We start from the raw sequence: 14,599 nt of genomic DNA on the forward strand, positions 1-14,599 counted from the left end.
CTTCCGCCAAATTATGCGTATCGGTGAAATAAACCCGCATCGCCTCCCCCACCTCCTCCCCACTCACCGCAACAATCCGCGCCGCGCCTTTCGCATACACCGCAAACGCCTCCGGAATCGGCTTTCTCACCGCCAGCCCATCGGCAAAGGTGTTCGCCGATTCCGTCTCACGAATCTCCCCCGCCTCGAACGACAATTTCGCGGCCGCCGCGTCGGTCGAGACCACGCCCACGATTTCGGTTTTCAGGCCCAGGGCATCGCGGGCGGCGATGACGGCGCAGATGCCGGAGCCGCAGCCGATGGGGACGTAGAGGGTGTCGAGGTCTGGCGCTGCGGTGAAGAGTTCGAGGGCGTAGGTGGCGACGCCTTTGACCAGTTCGGTGTGGTACGGGGGGACGAGGTAGAGGTTGTGTTGTTGGGCCAGGCGGGCGGCTTCTTCGCGGGCTTCGTCGAAGTCGCGGCCGTATTCGACGACTTCGCCGCCGAAGCCGCGCATGGCGTTGTTCTTTTCTTTTGAGTTGCCTTTGGGGACGACGATGAGTGCGCGCAGGCCCAGGGCGCTGGCGGCGAAGGCCTGGCTTTGGCCGTGGTTGCCGCGGGTGGCGGTGACGATGCCTTTGACTTCGGGGTGGGTGCGTTTGAGCCAGTGCATGAAGGTGATGCCGCCGCGCACTTTGAAAGCACCGGTCGGGGTGTGGTTTTCGTGTTTCACCCAGACGGTGCAGCCCAGGCGTTCGGCGAGCAGCGGCCAGCGGTATTGCGGGGTGGCGGGCATGGCCTGGTAGACCTGGCGGGCGGCTTGCTGGATGTCGTCGAGGGTGAGTGTGTGCATGGCGGGCTTCCTTGAGGTTTTGTTCAGTCTAGGCATGGGCCGGGCAGATGGGCTTTCAGAAAACTGACCTGACTTTTGTGCTCGCTGTTCACTACTATGGAGCGCATGAGCTCTCGAAAACGCCCTCCTTCACCGCCGCAATCTGAACCGGTCCGCCGTGTCGAGGCCGGGTCGTGGGCGATTGAATTGTTGCCCGGGGCGGCTTATGCGACGCGGTATGTGGCGTCGCAGTCGGCGATTGGCTTTGCCTTTGACAGTCAGCGCGGGGTGCATGCGATCGGCAGTGATCGGGTGCTGCCGTTCGATGCGGTGCCCAATGGGCTGGCGTTTGTGCCGGTGGGGTGTGATGTGTTGTCGGAGTCGCCCAAGGGCGGTGAATACCTGCGGGTGTTGCGTACCGATGGGGTGGCGTTGACGGGGGATCGGGCGTTCAACAATCGCATCGATCCGCAGGCGATTGCCTTGGCGTTGCGCATGCGTGGGGCGTTGTTGCGGCCTTCGGTGGAGGATGACTGGGAGGCTTGGGCGCTGGGGTTGGCCGAGCGGGCGCAGGGGGATGAGGTGTTGGCTTTCGGGTCGATTACCGGCAGTCGGATGCGTTTGCTGGATGAGTTTATCGAGGCGGGGCTCGACGGTTCGCTGGGGGTGAAGGCGATGGCGGATTTGTTGGGGTTGTCGGAGGGGTATTTCATGCGGGCGTTCAAGCTGGCGACCGGGCAGAGTCCGCATGGTTATCTGATTGATCGGCGGGTGGCGCGGGCTCGGGCGTTGATGCGGGATTCGAAGGCGACGTTGGCGGAAATTGCGTTGGTGTGCGGGTTTAATTCGCAGGCGCATATGGCGACGGTGTTTCGGCAGAGATTGGGGGTTAGTCCGGGGGAGTTGCGCAAGGCATAGATTTTTGGGGGCTGCTGCGCAGCCCAACGGGGGGGTGCGACGTTTCGACAAGCCCCCTCGCCACAGGGTTCGGCTGCGAAGCAGTCGTGAAATCAGCCACCGCGGTGTTTCAGGCAGACCTTGCATTCAGGTTTTGCGACGGCTTCGCAGCCGAACGCAGGCTTCGCCCGCTGCTACAGGGGTCTCTTCTCCACCGGGTTGAATCGCCTGGCCTGAATCCTGCTTTCTTCAGTGACCAAACGTCGGTGCTGACTATGCGGATGACACTTTTGAAGTGAGCCGCGTCGAAGGGTCGCCCGATAATCGAGGGATCACTGACGACAGGTCGAGGTCAAGCATGACGAGCACTACTACGGAACAGGTCAGCCCCGAAACGCTGCGCAAGGTGATTGTCGCCGCCGGCATTGGCAATTTTGTCGAGTGGTTCGACTTTGCCGTTTATGGCTTTCTGGCCACGACCATCGCTCAGCAGTTTTTCCCCAGCGGTGACGCCAACGCGGCGTTGCTCAAGACCTTTGCGGTGTTCGCGGTGGCGTTTGCGTTTCGCCCGCTGGGTGGGATTTTCTTTGGCATGTTGGGGGACAAGATCGGGCGCAAGCGCACGTTGGCGGCGACGATTTTGTTGATGGCGGCTGCGACGACCTTGATCGGGCTGTTGCCGACCTATGCGGCGATCGGGGTGATGGCGCCAGTGCTGTTGTCGTTGATTCGCTGTGCCCAGGGGTTCTCCGCCGGTGGTGAGTATGCGGGGGCCTGTGCCTATCTGATGGAGCATGCGCCGAACGACAAGCGCGCCTGGTATGGCAGCTTCATTCCGGTGTCGACCTTTGCGGCCTTCGCTTCGGCGGCGGTGCTGGCCTATGCGCTGGAGGCGTCCTTGTCGGCTGAGGCGATGGCGAGTTGGGGTTGGCGCTTGCCGTTCCTGGTAGCGGCGCCTTTGGGGCTGGTGGGGCTTTATCTGCGCTGGAAGCTGGATGAGACCCCGGCGTTCCAGGCGGTGACCGAGGAGCATGATGTCGCGCACTCCCCTCTCAAGGAAACCCTGCGCAATCACGGTGCGGCGATGTGCTATCTGGGCGCGTTCGTGTCGCTGACGGCGTTGTCCTTTTACATGTTCACCACCTACTTCACGACTTATCTGCAGGTGGCCGGCGGCTTGAGCCGGGCGACGGCGTTGCTGGTGTCGTTGATTGCGCTGGTGTTCGCGGCGCTGATTTGTCCGGTGGCAGGGTTGTATTCGGACAAGGTCGGACGGCGCAGGACGGTGATGACGGCTTGCGGGTTGCTGATTGTGGTGGTGTATCCGTCGTTTTTGATGGCCAGTTCCGGGTCGTTTGCGGCGTCGGTGTTCGGGGTGATGTTGCTGGCGACGGGGGCGGTGTTGTGCAACGTGGTGACGGCGGCGCTGCTGTCGGAGACGTTCCCGACGCGCACGCGGTATACGGCTTCGGCGGTGACTTACAACATGGCGTACACGCTGTTTGGCGGGACTGCGCCGTTGATGGCGACGTGGTTGATCAGTACGACGGGGAGCAATTTGTCGCCGGCGTTTTATTTGATGATTGTGGGGGTATTGGGGTTGGTTGGGGGGTTGGCGTTGCGGGAGACTTCGCGGGTTTCGTTGCATGAGGTGGGGAGTGAAGAGAATGGTATTGGGGTGGGTGTAGAGGCCTGAGTTGCCTGGTGAAATCCCTGTAGGAGCTGCCGCAGGCTGCGATCTTTTGATTTTCAAGATCAGAAGATCGCAGCCTGCGGCAGCTCCTACAGGGTTAGGCGGGATGGTTTGCCGCTGTAGGTGTTTGAAAAAAAACAAAATCCCCATGTGTTTCCTTCGTTCTTCCATACGTCGCAGTTCCTCACTGCCCGTTATCGTCGTATGGAGTTCTTCCGATGCCCTCGCCCAAATCCCTGCCCGCCGCGTTGCTTGGCCTGACGCTGGTTTGTCCGGCCCTGGCCGAGGCCGAGGGGTTGGAGTTGGGGCAGGTGTTGATTGGCGGGGAGGATCGTAGCGGCGAGGACCGGTCGGTTGCCGAGGCCGAGGCGCGGTTGGCTGAGGTGCCGGGCGGGACAAACGTGGTGGATATGCGTCGCCCGCTGCAAGGGCGGGTGGCGAGCAATCAGGATGTGCTGGCGTATCAGCCGGGGGTGTATGCCCAGTCTTCGGGCAATGAAGGGGTGAAGATTTCGATTCGCGGCTCGGGGATCAACCGGGCGCCTGGGGCCCATGCTTCGGGGCTGTACACGATGCTCGACGGGCTGCCGCTGACCGGCCCCGGTGGTACGCCTTACGAGTTGCTGGAGCCACTGTGGCTCGATCATGTGGAAGTGCTGCGCGGCGCCAACGGCTTTGATCGCGGTGCCCTGGCGCTGGGCGGAGCCATCGACTACGTCAGCCACACCGGCTACAACTCGCCCAAGTTGCAGGTGCGTTATGCGACCGGCAGCCATGGCTATCAGCAGCGTCAGGTCAGTTCCGGGCAGGTGCTGGGGGACTTCGACTATTACGTGGCGGTGACCGACGCGCAGTCCGACGGCTATCAGGACCACACCGACAGCGAGAGCCAGGGCCTGATCGCCAACTTCGGTTATCGCTTCAATCCGAACCTGGAAACGCGCTTTTACCTGCGCTACCGCGAGACCGACAACGACCTGGCCGGGCGCGTGACCAAGCATTCCATCGAGCACGATCCCCGCGCGGCAAACCCCGCCTATGTGCTGCGCGATGACAGCCGCAAGCAGCCGGGCAGCACCTTTATCGGCAACAAGACGACCTTCTATCTGGATGACGACTCGAGCATTCAGACGGGGCTGGTGTATCACGACTATCCAATGGACCTGCGTGAAGGCCCGAACCGCTTGAAGGTGGCGTACACCGATGTCAGCGGCACCTTCGACTACAAGCGCCGCGACACGCTGTGGGGGATGGAGAGCAACAGCAACGTAGGCTTGCGGGTGACCAAGCACCTGCCGAACGACGGGGCCAGCGAGCGGGTGCGCATTCCCACCGGCAACACCGCCGGTTATGCGCCGGGCACCCACATGCGCAACTTCACCTATCAGGGTTCGGACACGGTGCTGCATGCCGGCAATGACCTGGAGATCGCCGAGGACCTGTGGCTGACGACGGGGCTGGCCGCCATTTATACCCGCCGCGAGAGCGCGGTGACTTACCCCGATGGCGGCGGCAAGACCAGCATGGGCGACTGGGATTACGCGCCGCGGGTGGGGCTGCGTTATCAGCTGACGCCGCAGGTGCAGGTGTTCGGCAACCTCAGCCGCTCGGTGGAGGCGCCGCATCCGTGGTCGCTGATCTACAGCGCCAACCAGCGCTTCCCGGCGGGCAGCGGCCCGGCGACCGGGACTCAGCGCGACCCGATCGAGTTGCAGAACCAGACCGCGACCACCCTGGAGCTGGGTGGCCGTGGCGACAGCGCGATCGGGCAATGGAGCCTGTCCTGGTACTACTCCCAGGTGCGCCATGAGTTGCTGTCGGTGCTGCCGGACGCCAACGCCACCACGCCTTACGAACTCAACGCCAGCCCGACAGTGCATCAGGGGGTTGAGGCCGGTTTGCAGAGCGATCTGTGGGCGGCGGCGGATGGTGGGCGGTTGAGTTTGCGCCAGGCTTATACCTTCAGCGATTTCCACTATCGGGACGATGACCGGTTCGGCGACAACCGCCTGCCGGGGTTGCCGATGCATTACTACCAGGGGGAGTTGCGCTACGACTGGCCGCAGGGGTTCTTTGCGGCGGTGAATACGCAGCTGGTGTCGAAGGTGGCGGTGGATTATGCCAACAGCTATTACGCCGATCCGTATGCGCTGTTTGGCGCCACGCTGGGGTTCAATGCGCCGAAGGGGGATTGGCAGACCTGGCTGGATATCCGCAATTTGACGGACAAGCGTTATGCGGCGACGGTAACGCCGGGGTATGACGACAAGGGGGTGGATGTGGCCAGGTCTACGCCGGGTGAAGGGTTGGGGGCGTATGTTGGGGTTTCCTGGAGCTGGCTCTGACCCCCGCCCTTTTGTAGGAGCTGTCGAGTGCAACGAGGCTGCGATCTTTTGATTTTTTAGAAGCAAGATCAAAAGATCGCAGCCTTCGGCAGCTCCTACAGGGGTTTCGAGTCGTTCATCATTACCGCAATCAACACCGTAAAAACTGTGGGAGCGCCCGAAGTGTCATTTCGGCTACCCTCTCAAAGCGCCCCCGCAATCGAAAAGGAGAACTTCCATGCTCAAGCGTACCCTGGCACTGGCCGTCGGCCTGACTCTGTCTGTCTCTACCCTGCTCGCCCAGGCGGCGCAGACGTTGAAGGTCAGTGCGATTCCCGATGAGGCCCCCACTGAGCTGCTGCGCAAATTCAAACCGTTGGGCGCTTATCTGGAGCAGCAGTTGGGCATGAAGGTCGAGTTTGTGCCGGTGAGCGATTACCCGGCGGTGGTCGAGGCGCTGGCCACCGATCGTATCGACATGGCCTGGCTCGGCGGCTTCACCTTTGTCCAGGCACGCTTGAAGACCGGCAACGCGATCCCCCTGGTGCAGCGTGAACAGGACGCGAAGTTCACCAGCAAATTCATCACCGCCGACCCGAACGTCAAATCCCTTGCGGACCTGAAGGGCAAGTCCTTTGCCTTCGGCTCGGTGTCCTCCACCTCGGGCAGCCTGATGCCACGCTATTTCATGCTCAAGGACGGCATCAAGCCGGAAACCTACTTCAGCCGCGTCGGCTACAGCGGCGCCCACGACGCCACGGTCGCCTGGGTTCAGGCCGGCAAGGTCGACGCCGGGGTGCTGAACGCCAGCGTCTGGGAAAAACTGGTGGCCGCCGGTAAGGTCGATACCGACAAGGTCAAGGTATTCGCCACCACTGCGGCCTACTTCGACTACAACTGGACCGTGCGCGGCAACCTCGACCCGGCCCTGACGAACAAGATCAAGGCGGCGTTCCTGGCCCTTGATCCGGCGAAGCCTGCGGACAAGGAGATCCTCGATCTGCAAGCCGCCAGCCGCTTCATCGAAACCAGCCCCGACAACTACAAGGGCATCGAGGAAGCCGCCCGCGCTGCCGACCTGCTCAAATGACCTTGAAGTTGACCAACATCAGCCTGACCCACGGCAACGGAGTTCAGGCTTTGCGTGACATCAACCTGCAGATCGCGACCGGCGAACAGGTCGCGATCATCGGCCCGTCCGGCGCGGGCAAGTCGAGTTTGCTCAACCTGTTGGCCACCGCCCTGCGGCCCGGCAGCGGTGAGGTGCAACTGCTGGGCGAGCACGCCTGGCAACTGTCCGCTCGCCAGCGCCAGCGCCTGCGTGCGCGGATCGGCCTGGTGCATCAGGCGCCGCCGTTGCCGCCGCGCCAGCGGGTGATTACGGCGGTGTTGGCGGGCAAATTGGGCCAGTGGAGCCTGGGCAAGAGCCTGTTGAACCTGCTGCATCCGGTGGACATTCCGGGGGCGCGGGCTGCCCTGGCTCGGCTCGATCTGGGCGACAAGCTGTTCGCCCAATGCCAGCAATTGTCCGGCGGGCAGTTGCAGCGGGTCGGCGTGGCGCGGGTGCTGTATCAGGCGCCCGAGGTGCTGCTGGCCGATGAGCCGGTGTCGGCGATGGACCCGGTGCTCGCCGGGCACACGCTGACGGTGCTGTGCCGCCATGCCCGTGAACACAAGGTCACCCTGGTCGCCAGCCTGCACGCGGTGGAACTGGCCCTGGGGCATTTTTCGCGGATCATCGGCCTGCGTGACGGGCAGATTCTCTTTGATCTGCCGCCCAATGAAGTCGACCGCGAACTGCTCGACCGCCTCTACGCCAACGAGCAACTGCAATCCCCTCCCGCACCCGTGGCGCCCTTGAGCCTGCAGATTCCGCGATGCTGACCCGCGATTCCCGAGACCCGGCCACCCTTCCCCGTCTGCTGCTCTGCCTGCTGGCGATTGCCCTGTTGTGGCCCGGCATTCGTTTCAGCGAACTGGATCTGGGCGTTCTGGTGGCCAGCGGCAGCCAGAGCGAAATGGGCCGTTTCGTGGCGACCTTCTGGCCGCCGGCCTATGGCGAAGAATTCCTTGAGCTGCTGTGGCAAGCCACCCTGCAAACCCTGGCCATCGCCACTGCCGGCATGACTTTGGCGTTGCTAATGGCGGTGCCCGCGAGTCTGTTGGCCAGCCGTGCGCTGTCGCTGTCGGCGGCTTCCCGCGCTGGCCGCCCGAGCTTTCTGGGCCGGTTGCTGCGCTGGCCGGTGCGCGGCTTGCTGATCTTTCTGCGCAGCGTGCCGGAGATCGTCTGGGCGCTGCTGTTCGTGCGCGCCGTGGGCCTGGGGCCGACCGCAGGGGTGCTGGCCATCGCCATCACCTACAGCGGCATGCTCGGCAAGGTCTACGCGGAGATTTTCGAATCGGTGGACCAGCGCCCGGCCCACGCGTTGCTGCAAGCGGGCAGCGGTCGGCTGGCGGCGTTCTTCTATGGCGTGCTGCCCAATGTCGCGGCCGAGCTGCTGTCGTACACGGTGTATCGCTGGGAATGCGCGATCCGCGCTTCGGTGGTGATGGGCTTTGTCGGCGCCGGCGGCCTGGGCCAGCAGATGGACCTGTCGCTGCGCATGTTCGCCGGCGGTGAGGTGGCCAGCCTGTTGCTGACCTTCCTGGTGCTGGTGCTGCTGGCCGATCAACTCAGCCGCCTGTTGCGCTGGAGGCTGGGATGAATCGCCTGATCAACCTCGTCCTGCTGCTGGGCATCGGCGTCGCGGTGATCGCCTCGTTCGGCTATCTGGGCATCGACCTCGGGGCGTTGGGCGACAGCGGCAACCTCAAGCAGATGGGCGCCTATGCGCAGCGCTTTCTCAGTCCGGATTTGAGTGCCGGTCATCTGCAGGCCATCGCCCATGGCGCGCTGGAAACCATTGCCATGTCCGCCCTGGGTACGTTGCTGGCGGCGGTGTTCGGTCTGGTTTTGGCGTTGCCGGCGGCCGGGCGTTTTGGCTGGCCGTTCAAGAGCGCCTCGCGCTTGTTGCTCAATGCATTACGGGCGATTCCGGAGCTGGTGTGGGCAGCGTTGATGGTACTGGCCGCCGGCCTCGGCCCGAACGCCGGCACCCTGGCGCTGGCGCTGCACACCACTGGCGTACTGGGACGGCTGTTCGCCGAAGCCCTGGAAAACACCCCGCCGCAACCGGCCGAAGCCATTCGCCTGCAAGGCGGCAATGCGCTGTGGGCCTTCTGCTACGGCACCCTGCCCAACCTGTTGCCGCAGTTGCTGGCGTATGTGCTGTATCGCTGGGAGAACAACATTCGCATGGCCAGCGTGCTGGGGTTTGTGGGCGCCGGGGGTTTGGGGCAGATGCTGTATGTGAGCCTGAGCCTGTTTCAGGAGGCGCAGGCCAGTACGGTGATTCTGGCGATGTTGTTGCTGGTGCTGGCGGTGGATTCGTTGAGTGCGTGGAGTCGGCAGCGGTGGGTCAAGGCCTGACTCACGACGCTCTTCTGTAGCAGCCTTCGGCAGCTGCTACAGGGACCGCGTCAAGCCTCGGTTATTTGGCTGACGCTGGTGATCTGCTTGTTCCAGACCATCTCGTAATGCGCCGTCTGAATGATCGACAACACTGGCCTCGGGGTCATCAATGCCCAGCAATGGCTGCCCTGCCGGCGCACGGAGTGGTAGCGCAACCCCGGGCTTCCCGCCTGCTTGATACTGCGGCCAAAGCGATGAGAATCGCTGTAGTCGTCAGGCGCGTAGATCGGGTCTGTCAACGCAATACCCGTCGCATCCTGCATCCCCTTGTCCACGAACGAACAGGACAGCCCGCGAAACACAAAGCGCTCGTAGCGCAGATCCCGCACCCCGGACCAATACAACGCCTGATGATGCTGCACCTCGGCCAAAGCGGTTTCCATGGTGTCAGCCAGATACAACACCCCAAAACTGCCATCACTGAAGCGCGAGCCCGCCGGGTTGACGTGGGTAAAGGGCGCCGTCGCGTAGGAACAGCCGGTGATCCCGAAGGGAATCTCGCTGCGGGGGATCAACTCCAGTTGCCCCACTTCGTTCTTCAACCGTGGATTGGTCAGCGCCTGGATCTCGTAGAGGGTCTCGAACTCGTCGGCATCGGCCACGTCGTCGAACATCGCGATCGGCGGAAACTTCGAATTGACCAGCCGATAGGCCAGCAGGGTTTCGCCGGCCGATACGGGCAACCCCGCCAGCTTCACCATTGCCCGCCTCGCAACGCGTCGATCCGGCGAAAGGTTTCGTACAGCGAGATCATGTCGCCTTGGGCCATGATCTCCAGCGGGCTGCGGCCGTTAAAGAATTCGTTGTCGTTGGCCATCGAAACGAAGCCGTAGACGTTCTGCGGGTTATCGAAGATCAGTCGCAGGGTGGCGTGGATGTTGAGCACGATGCTGATGCGCTGCATCTGGTCGGCATCCAGCGCGACGGCCCAGGCCGGATCACGCTGCCGGGCGCGGGTGTAGGTGCTGCGGGAAATGCGCAGCAGGCGGCAGGCTTGATCGCTGCTGGCCTGCCACTTTTCCAGGATGCCGACTGCGGCGCGCAGGCCGGTTACGCATTGGTTTTTGCTGAAGCCCTGGGTTTGGAGGGCGAGTGACATGATCGGGGCCTTAATTTGCGTCTATGGATTCAAAAATAGGCTTATTGAATCCATAGATCAAATTATCTGGACCGGTGGTGCCTGGACTTTCATCGCACCATCTCTATTGAATGTACCGGCCTCTTCGCGGGCAAGCCCGCTCCCACAGGGTTTTGTGGTGACCAGGACTTTGGCGACAGAGCCTAATCGGACACCACCACCTGATTGCGCCCCCTGGCCTTGGCCCGATACAGCGCCTTGTCGGCATTGCTCATCAAGCTGTGCAGATCCTTGTCGCCTGCCACCATGCACGCAACACCGACGCTGGCGGTGATGCAGTGCACCGGCCCGGTCATCAGCCCGGAGATCGAATGAACCAGCCCTTCGGCAATGTTCTGCGCATCTTCCAGCGATGTATCCGGCAGCAGCACCGCAAACTCCTCCCCGCCCAACCGGCCATACACATCGGCCTCGCGAAACGACCGGCTGATCACCACGCCCATCTGCCGCAGCACCTGGTCACCGACCTGATGGCCGTAGGTGTCGTTGATGTGCTTGAAGTGGTCCATGTCCAGCATCACCGCGCACAGCGGCAGGTGGTAGTGCTGGCAGTGGCTGTACAGGCGCTGGGCCTGTTCGAAGAAGGCGCGGCGATTGCGCAGGCCGGTCAGTTCGTCGGTCTGCGCGGCGCGGGTGGAGATGCTGTGGGCCAGTTCCATTTCGCGGGTCAGTCGAAAGGCGGTTTCCAGCGCGTCGGAGAGTTTGCGGGTGGCGCTGCACACGAAGGAGGCGAAGACCAGCACCGCCACGCCCATGCCGAATTGCAGCGAAGTCGGCTGGATCATCAACCAGAAGGTCGACGGCAGCAGCACCAGGGCGATGGACACCACCGTCATGTAGCGATAGGCCGAATAGCAGGACACGGCGCTCACCGACATGCCCACGGTGAACAGCATCACCAGCGCCTGGGCCAGCAGATCGTCGACCGGCATGACCGCCAGCGCCCCGCCGCCCCAGATCCCGGCGGACAGCGACAAGGTGGCCAGATAGATCAGTTCCCAGCGCTGCGGAGTGCGGGCAGCTTCGGGGCTGCGGAAATACACCACGAACATCGTGATGCGGATCAGGGTGGAAGCCGTCAGCAAGGCGATCCACACATTCATGATGTGGTGGTCGAAGCGGTCCCAGCACAGCCAGCACAACATGACCAATGCCAGGAAGCTGCCAAAGACAGCGGTTACCGATTGCCGGAACAGCTGGTGCAATCGATCGGTGCGCACCTGTTGGGCGATGTAGCGTTCCTGCTCGAGCCGAAATCCAAGGCCATCCATTGTGTTCGCCTGATAATGCTGCGGTGACCTGACTATTGTGGCACATCGCTAGGGGCCACCTGTAAAACTCTGTGTCCGCTGAGAGATTCCGCCTATCGGCTACCAATACTCGGGCTATTAGCTGACTTGACGATCGGGGTCTAGCCTTATTTAGCGCCGGCGCGGTCTGGCCGGCACAGACCTGATGTGAAGATAAGAATGAGTCAGATACTGGCCAGGTAAGGTGGCAGTTTGATTGCCACCGTCTGCAATGCCTGAACGACCCCGCCGATCAGCGGATCGACAAATGGGTCCGGCAGCCTGAGTCATGGATTTCGCTCGCTTCTATTCCAGGCCCCGACGGGCCGGAAAGCCGACTGATCTCGACCGAGGGTAGCTCACACATGGCAACCGAATCGAAATGCCCGTTCAATCACGCCGCCGGCGGTGGCACACGCAACCGCGACTGGTGGCCGAACCAACTGAACCTGAACATCCTGCATCAGCATTCGCCCCTCTCCACGCCTGCCGATGAGGGATTCGACTATGCCGAGGCGTACAAGAAACTCGACTTTGCCGCCGTCAAGCGCGACCTGACCGCGCTGATGACCGACTCGCAAGACTGGTGGCCTGCGGACTTCGGCCACTATGGCCCACTGTTCGTGCGCATGGCCTGGCACGCCGCCGGCACCTATCGCACCGCCGACGGGCGCGGTGGCGCCGGTTCCGGCCAGCAACGCTTCGCCCCGCTCAACAGCTGGCCGGACAACGTCAGCCTGGACAAGGCCCGCCGCCTGCTGTGGCCGATCAAACAGAAATATGGCCGTAACATTTCCTGGGCCGACCTGATCGTGCTCACCGGCAACGTCGCCCTGGAATCCATGGGCTTCAAGACCTTCGGCTTCTCCGGTGGCCGTCCGGACGTCTGGGAACCCGACGAGGACGTGTACTGGGGCTCGGAAACCAAGTGGCTGGGCGGCGATACCCGCTACGCCAGCGACCCGAGCGATGACAACAAGGCCGTGCAGAAACCCGGCGATGTGCCGCTGTCGGCCGAACCCGGACGCAACGAAGACAGCCGCACCGAACACGGCCGCAACCTGGAAAACCCGTTGGCTGCCGTGCAGATGGGCCTGATCTACGTCAACCCTGAAGGCCCCGAGGGCGAGCCTGATCCGCTCAAATCCGCCATCGACATCCGCGAAACCTTCGCCCGCATGGCGATGAACGACGAAGAAACCGTGGCGCTGATCGCCGGTGGCCACGCCTTCGGCAAGACCCACGGCGCCGGTCCCGCCGACAATGTCGGGCCGGAACCGGAAGCCGCCGGCCTGGAACAACAGGGTCTGGGCTGGAAAAGCTCGTTCGGCACCGGCAAGGGTCCGGACACCATCACCAGCGGTCTGGAAGTCACCTGGACCAATACTCCGACAAAATGGAGCAACAACTATTTCGAAAACCTGTTCGGCTTCGAGTGGGAGCTGACCAAAAGCCCGGCCGGGGCGAACCAGTGGAAACCCAAGGACGGCGCCGGGGCTGGCTTGATCCCGGATGCGTTCGATCCCAACAAGCGCCGTGAGCCACGGATGCTGACCTCCGACCTGGCGCTGCGTTTCGACCCGATCTACGAGCCGATTTCCCGGCGCTTCCTGCAGAACCCGGATCAACTGGCCGACGCCTTCGCCCGCGCCTGGTACAAACTGATCCACCGCGACATGGGACCGCTGTCACGCTACCTCGGCCCGGAAATGCCCAACGAAGTGCTGTTGTGGCAAGACCCGATTCCGAAGGTCGATCATGCCCTGATCGGCGACGCGGATGTCGCCGCGCTCAAGGGCAAGATCCAGGCCAGCGGCCTGAGCGTTTCGCAACTGGTGTCCACGGCCTGGGCCGCGGCTTCGACCTTCCGGGGCTCCGACAAGCGCGGTGGCGCCAACGGTGGGCGGCTGCGCCTGGAACCGCAGAAATCCTGGAAAGCCAACCAGCCCGATCAACTGGGCAATGTGCTGGGCAAACTCGAAAGCATCCAGAAGGAGTTCAACAGCGGCGGCAAGAAAGTCTCCCTGGCGGACCTGATCGTGCTCGCCGGTAACGTGGGCGTCGAGCAGGCGGCGAAAAACGCCGGGCATAACGTCACGGTGCCGTTCTCGCCGGGACGGATGGACGCAACTCAGGATCAGACGGATGTCGAGTCGTTCGGCATGCTCGAGCCGATTGCCGATGGTTTCCGCAACTACCTCAAGTCCCGCTATCGCATCACCGCCGAGCATCTGCTGATCGACAAGGCCCAACTACTGACCCTCACAGCCCCACAAATGACCGCGCTGATCGGAGGCCTGCGCGTCCTCGACACCAACGTCGGCCAGACCGCCCACGGTGTGTTCACCACGCGCAAAGGCACGCTGACCAACGACTTCTTCGTCAACCTGCTGGACATGGGTGTGGAGTGGAAACCCACCTCGGCCACCAACGAAGAATTCGAAGGCCGCGACCGCAAGACGGGCCAGGCGAAGTGGACGGCCACCCGGGTGGACCTGGTGTTCGGCGCCAACGCGCAGCTGCGGGCACTGGCGGAGTTCTATGCCAGCGACGACAACAAGGAGAAATTCGTGAAGGACTTCGTGGCGGCCTGGGGCAAAGTGATGAACCTGGATCGGTTCGATCTGTAACCCACGAAGCAACAGGAACGGCGCAAAACCTGTGGCGAGGGGGCTTGCCCCCCGTTGGTTCGCGCAGCGGCCCTAAAAGATGGGACTGCTGCGCAGTCCAACGGGGGCAAGCCCCCTCGCCACAATAGCCCCACCACCACAAAAGCCTGCAAGAGATAAACGAGTCATGTTGAACGTCCTTCTGTTGAATGAATGGTCAGGGCGTGTCGCAGGTCGTTTTCTAATCCTAGTCCGATATCCGCATTACCCTTTCCTGACAGTCCGGGATGGATGACTTATCCGATATCCCCCGATACCCTTGCGCGC

Annotated in this window: 12 protein-coding genes; 8 read left to right on the top strand and 4 right to left on the bottom strand. The window is 62.7% G+C overall.

The genetic code is table 11. The features are described from left to right. Positions 1 to 832: threonine dehydratase (locus HNO86_RS28325; protein ID WP_175380235.1), on the bottom strand; the 832-nt coding region annotated here is incomplete at its 3' end. Positions 833 to 937: 105 nt separating this feature from the next. Here HNO86_RS28325 and HNO86_RS28330 point away from each other — a divergent pair. The 7 genes from HNO86_RS28330 to phnE all read left to right on the top strand — a co-directional run bounded on the left by HNO86_RS28330 (position 938) and on the right by phnE (position 9,194). Next, a complete protein-coding gene (locus HNO86_RS28330; RefSeq protein ID WP_175380236.1) occupies positions 938 to 1,729 on the top strand; it encodes a helix-turn-helix transcriptional regulator in 792 nt (263 codons plus the stop codon). 337 nt (positions 1,730 to 2,066) lie between these two features. After that, a complete protein-coding gene (locus HNO86_RS28335; RefSeq protein WP_175380237.1) occupies positions 2,067 to 3,404 on the top strand; it encodes an MFS transporter in 1,338 nt (445 codons plus the stop codon). 215 nt (positions 3,405 to 3,619) lie between these two features. Further along, positions 3,620 to 5,746, top strand: coding sequence for a TonB-dependent receptor domain-containing protein (locus HNO86_RS28340; protein WP_175380238.1), 2,127 nt, complete (start codon positions 3,620 to 3,622; stop codon positions 5,744 to 5,746). A 217-nt stretch (positions 5,747 to 5,963) separates the two neighbouring features. After that, positions 5,964 to 6,815: a putative selenate ABC transporter substrate-binding protein gene (locus HNO86_RS28345; protein ID WP_175380239.1), complete on the top strand. Its 852-nt coding sequence runs from the start codon at positions 5,964 to 5,966 to the stop codon at positions 6,813 to 6,815. Then, positions 6,812 to 7,609 (top strand): phosphonate ABC transporter ATP-binding protein, encoded by a 798-nt coding sequence (locus HNO86_RS28350; protein WP_175380240.1) that lies wholly within the window; start codon positions 6,812 to 6,814, stop codon positions 7,607 to 7,609. The genes HNO86_RS28345 and HNO86_RS28350 overlap by 4 nt, the downstream gene beginning before the upstream one ends. After that, positions 7,603 to 8,430: an ABC transporter permease gene (locus HNO86_RS28355; protein ID WP_175380241.1), complete on the top strand. Its 828-nt coding sequence runs from the start codon at positions 7,603 to 7,605 to the stop codon at positions 8,428 to 8,430. The genes HNO86_RS28350 and HNO86_RS28355 overlap by 7 nt, the downstream gene beginning before the upstream one ends. Then, a complete protein-coding gene (gene phnE, locus HNO86_RS28360) occupies positions 8,427 to 9,194 on the top strand; it encodes a phosphonate ABC transporter, permease protein PhnE (RefSeq protein WP_175380242.1) in 768 nt (255 codons plus the stop codon). The genes HNO86_RS28355 and phnE overlap by 4 nt, the downstream gene beginning before the upstream one ends. A 50-nt stretch (positions 9,195 to 9,244) precedes the next feature. On the opposite strand, the gene HNO86_RS28365 is transcribed toward phnE, so the two are convergent. The 3 genes from HNO86_RS28365 to HNO86_RS28375 form a co-directional block, all read right to left on the bottom strand. Beyond that, complete coding sequence (locus HNO86_RS28365; RefSeq protein WP_175380243.1) at positions 9,245 to 9,937, bottom strand: RES family NAD+ phosphorylase; 693 nt, start codon at positions 9,935 to 9,937, stop codon at positions 9,245 to 9,247. Further along, positions 9,931 to 10,335, bottom strand: a complete 405-nt coding sequence (locus HNO86_RS28370; RefSeq protein WP_175380244.1) for a hypothetical protein — start codon at positions 10,333 to 10,335, stop codon at positions 9,931 to 9,933. The genes HNO86_RS28365 and HNO86_RS28370 overlap by 7 nt, the downstream gene beginning before the upstream one ends. A gap of 182 nt (positions 10,336 to 10,517) precedes the next feature. Then, a complete protein-coding gene (locus tag HNO86_RS28375; protein ID WP_175380245.1) occupies positions 10,518 to 11,645 on the bottom strand; it encodes a diguanylate cyclase in 1,128 nt (375 codons plus the stop codon). Between the two features lie 383 nt (positions 11,646 to 12,028). Here HNO86_RS28375 and katG point away from each other — a divergent pair, with 383 nt between their 5' ends. Continuing rightward, entirely contained in the window at positions 12,029 to 14,293 is a 2,265-nt protein-coding gene (gene katG / locus HNO86_RS28380) for a catalase/peroxidase HPI (RefSeq protein ID WP_175380246.1), read from the top strand. Positions 14,294 to 14,599 lie beyond the last annotated feature (306 nt).

This window comes from Pseudomonas sp. C1C7, assembly GCF_013359595.1.
GTDB lineage: Bacteria > Pseudomonadota > Gammaproteobacteria > Pseudomonadales > Pseudomonadaceae > Aquipseudomonas.

Excerpts from the sequence above, each read along its gene's own strand:
- HNO86_RS28375 (WP_175380245.1), bottom strand. The coding sequence starts at position 11,645 with ATGGATGGCCTTGGATTTCGGCTCGAGCAGGAACGCTACATCGCCCAA.
- HNO86_RS28345 (WP_175380239.1), top strand. The coding sequence starts at position 5,964 with ATGCTCAAGCGTACCCTGGCACTGGCCGTCGGCCTGACTCTGTCTGTC.
- HNO86_RS28370 (WP_175380244.1), bottom strand. The coding sequence starts at position 10,335 with ATGTCACTCGCCCTCCAAACCCAGGGCTTCAGCAAAAACCAATGCGTA.
- HNO86_RS28365 (WP_175380243.1), bottom strand. The coding sequence starts at position 9,937 with ATGGTGAAGCTGGCGGGGTTGCCCGTATCGGCCGGCGAAACCCTGCTG.
- katG (WP_175380246.1), top strand. The coding sequence starts at position 12,029 with ATGGCAACCGAATCGAAATGCCCGTTCAATCACGCCGCCGGCGGTGGC.
- HNO86_RS28340 (WP_175380238.1), top strand. The coding sequence starts at position 3,620 with ATGCCCTCGCCCAAATCCCTGCCCGCCGCGTTGCTTGGCCTGACGCTG.
- HNO86_RS28355 (WP_175380241.1), top strand. The coding sequence starts at position 7,603 with ATGCTGACCCGCGATTCCCGAGACCCGGCCACCCTTCCCCGTCTGCTG.
- phnE (WP_175380242.1), top strand. The coding sequence starts at position 8,427 with ATGAATCGCCTGATCAACCTCGTCCTGCTGCTGGGCATCGGCGTCGCG.
- HNO86_RS28350 (WP_175380240.1), top strand. The coding sequence starts at position 6,812 with ATGACCTTGAAGTTGACCAACATCAGCCTGACCCACGGCAACGGAGTT.
- HNO86_RS28335 (WP_175380237.1), top strand. The coding sequence starts at position 2,067 with ATGACGAGCACTACTACGGAACAGGTCAGCCCCGAAACGCTGCGCAAG.
- HNO86_RS28330 (WP_175380236.1), top strand. The coding sequence starts at position 938 with ATGAGCTCTCGAAAACGCCCTCCTTCACCGCCGCAATCTGAACCGGTC.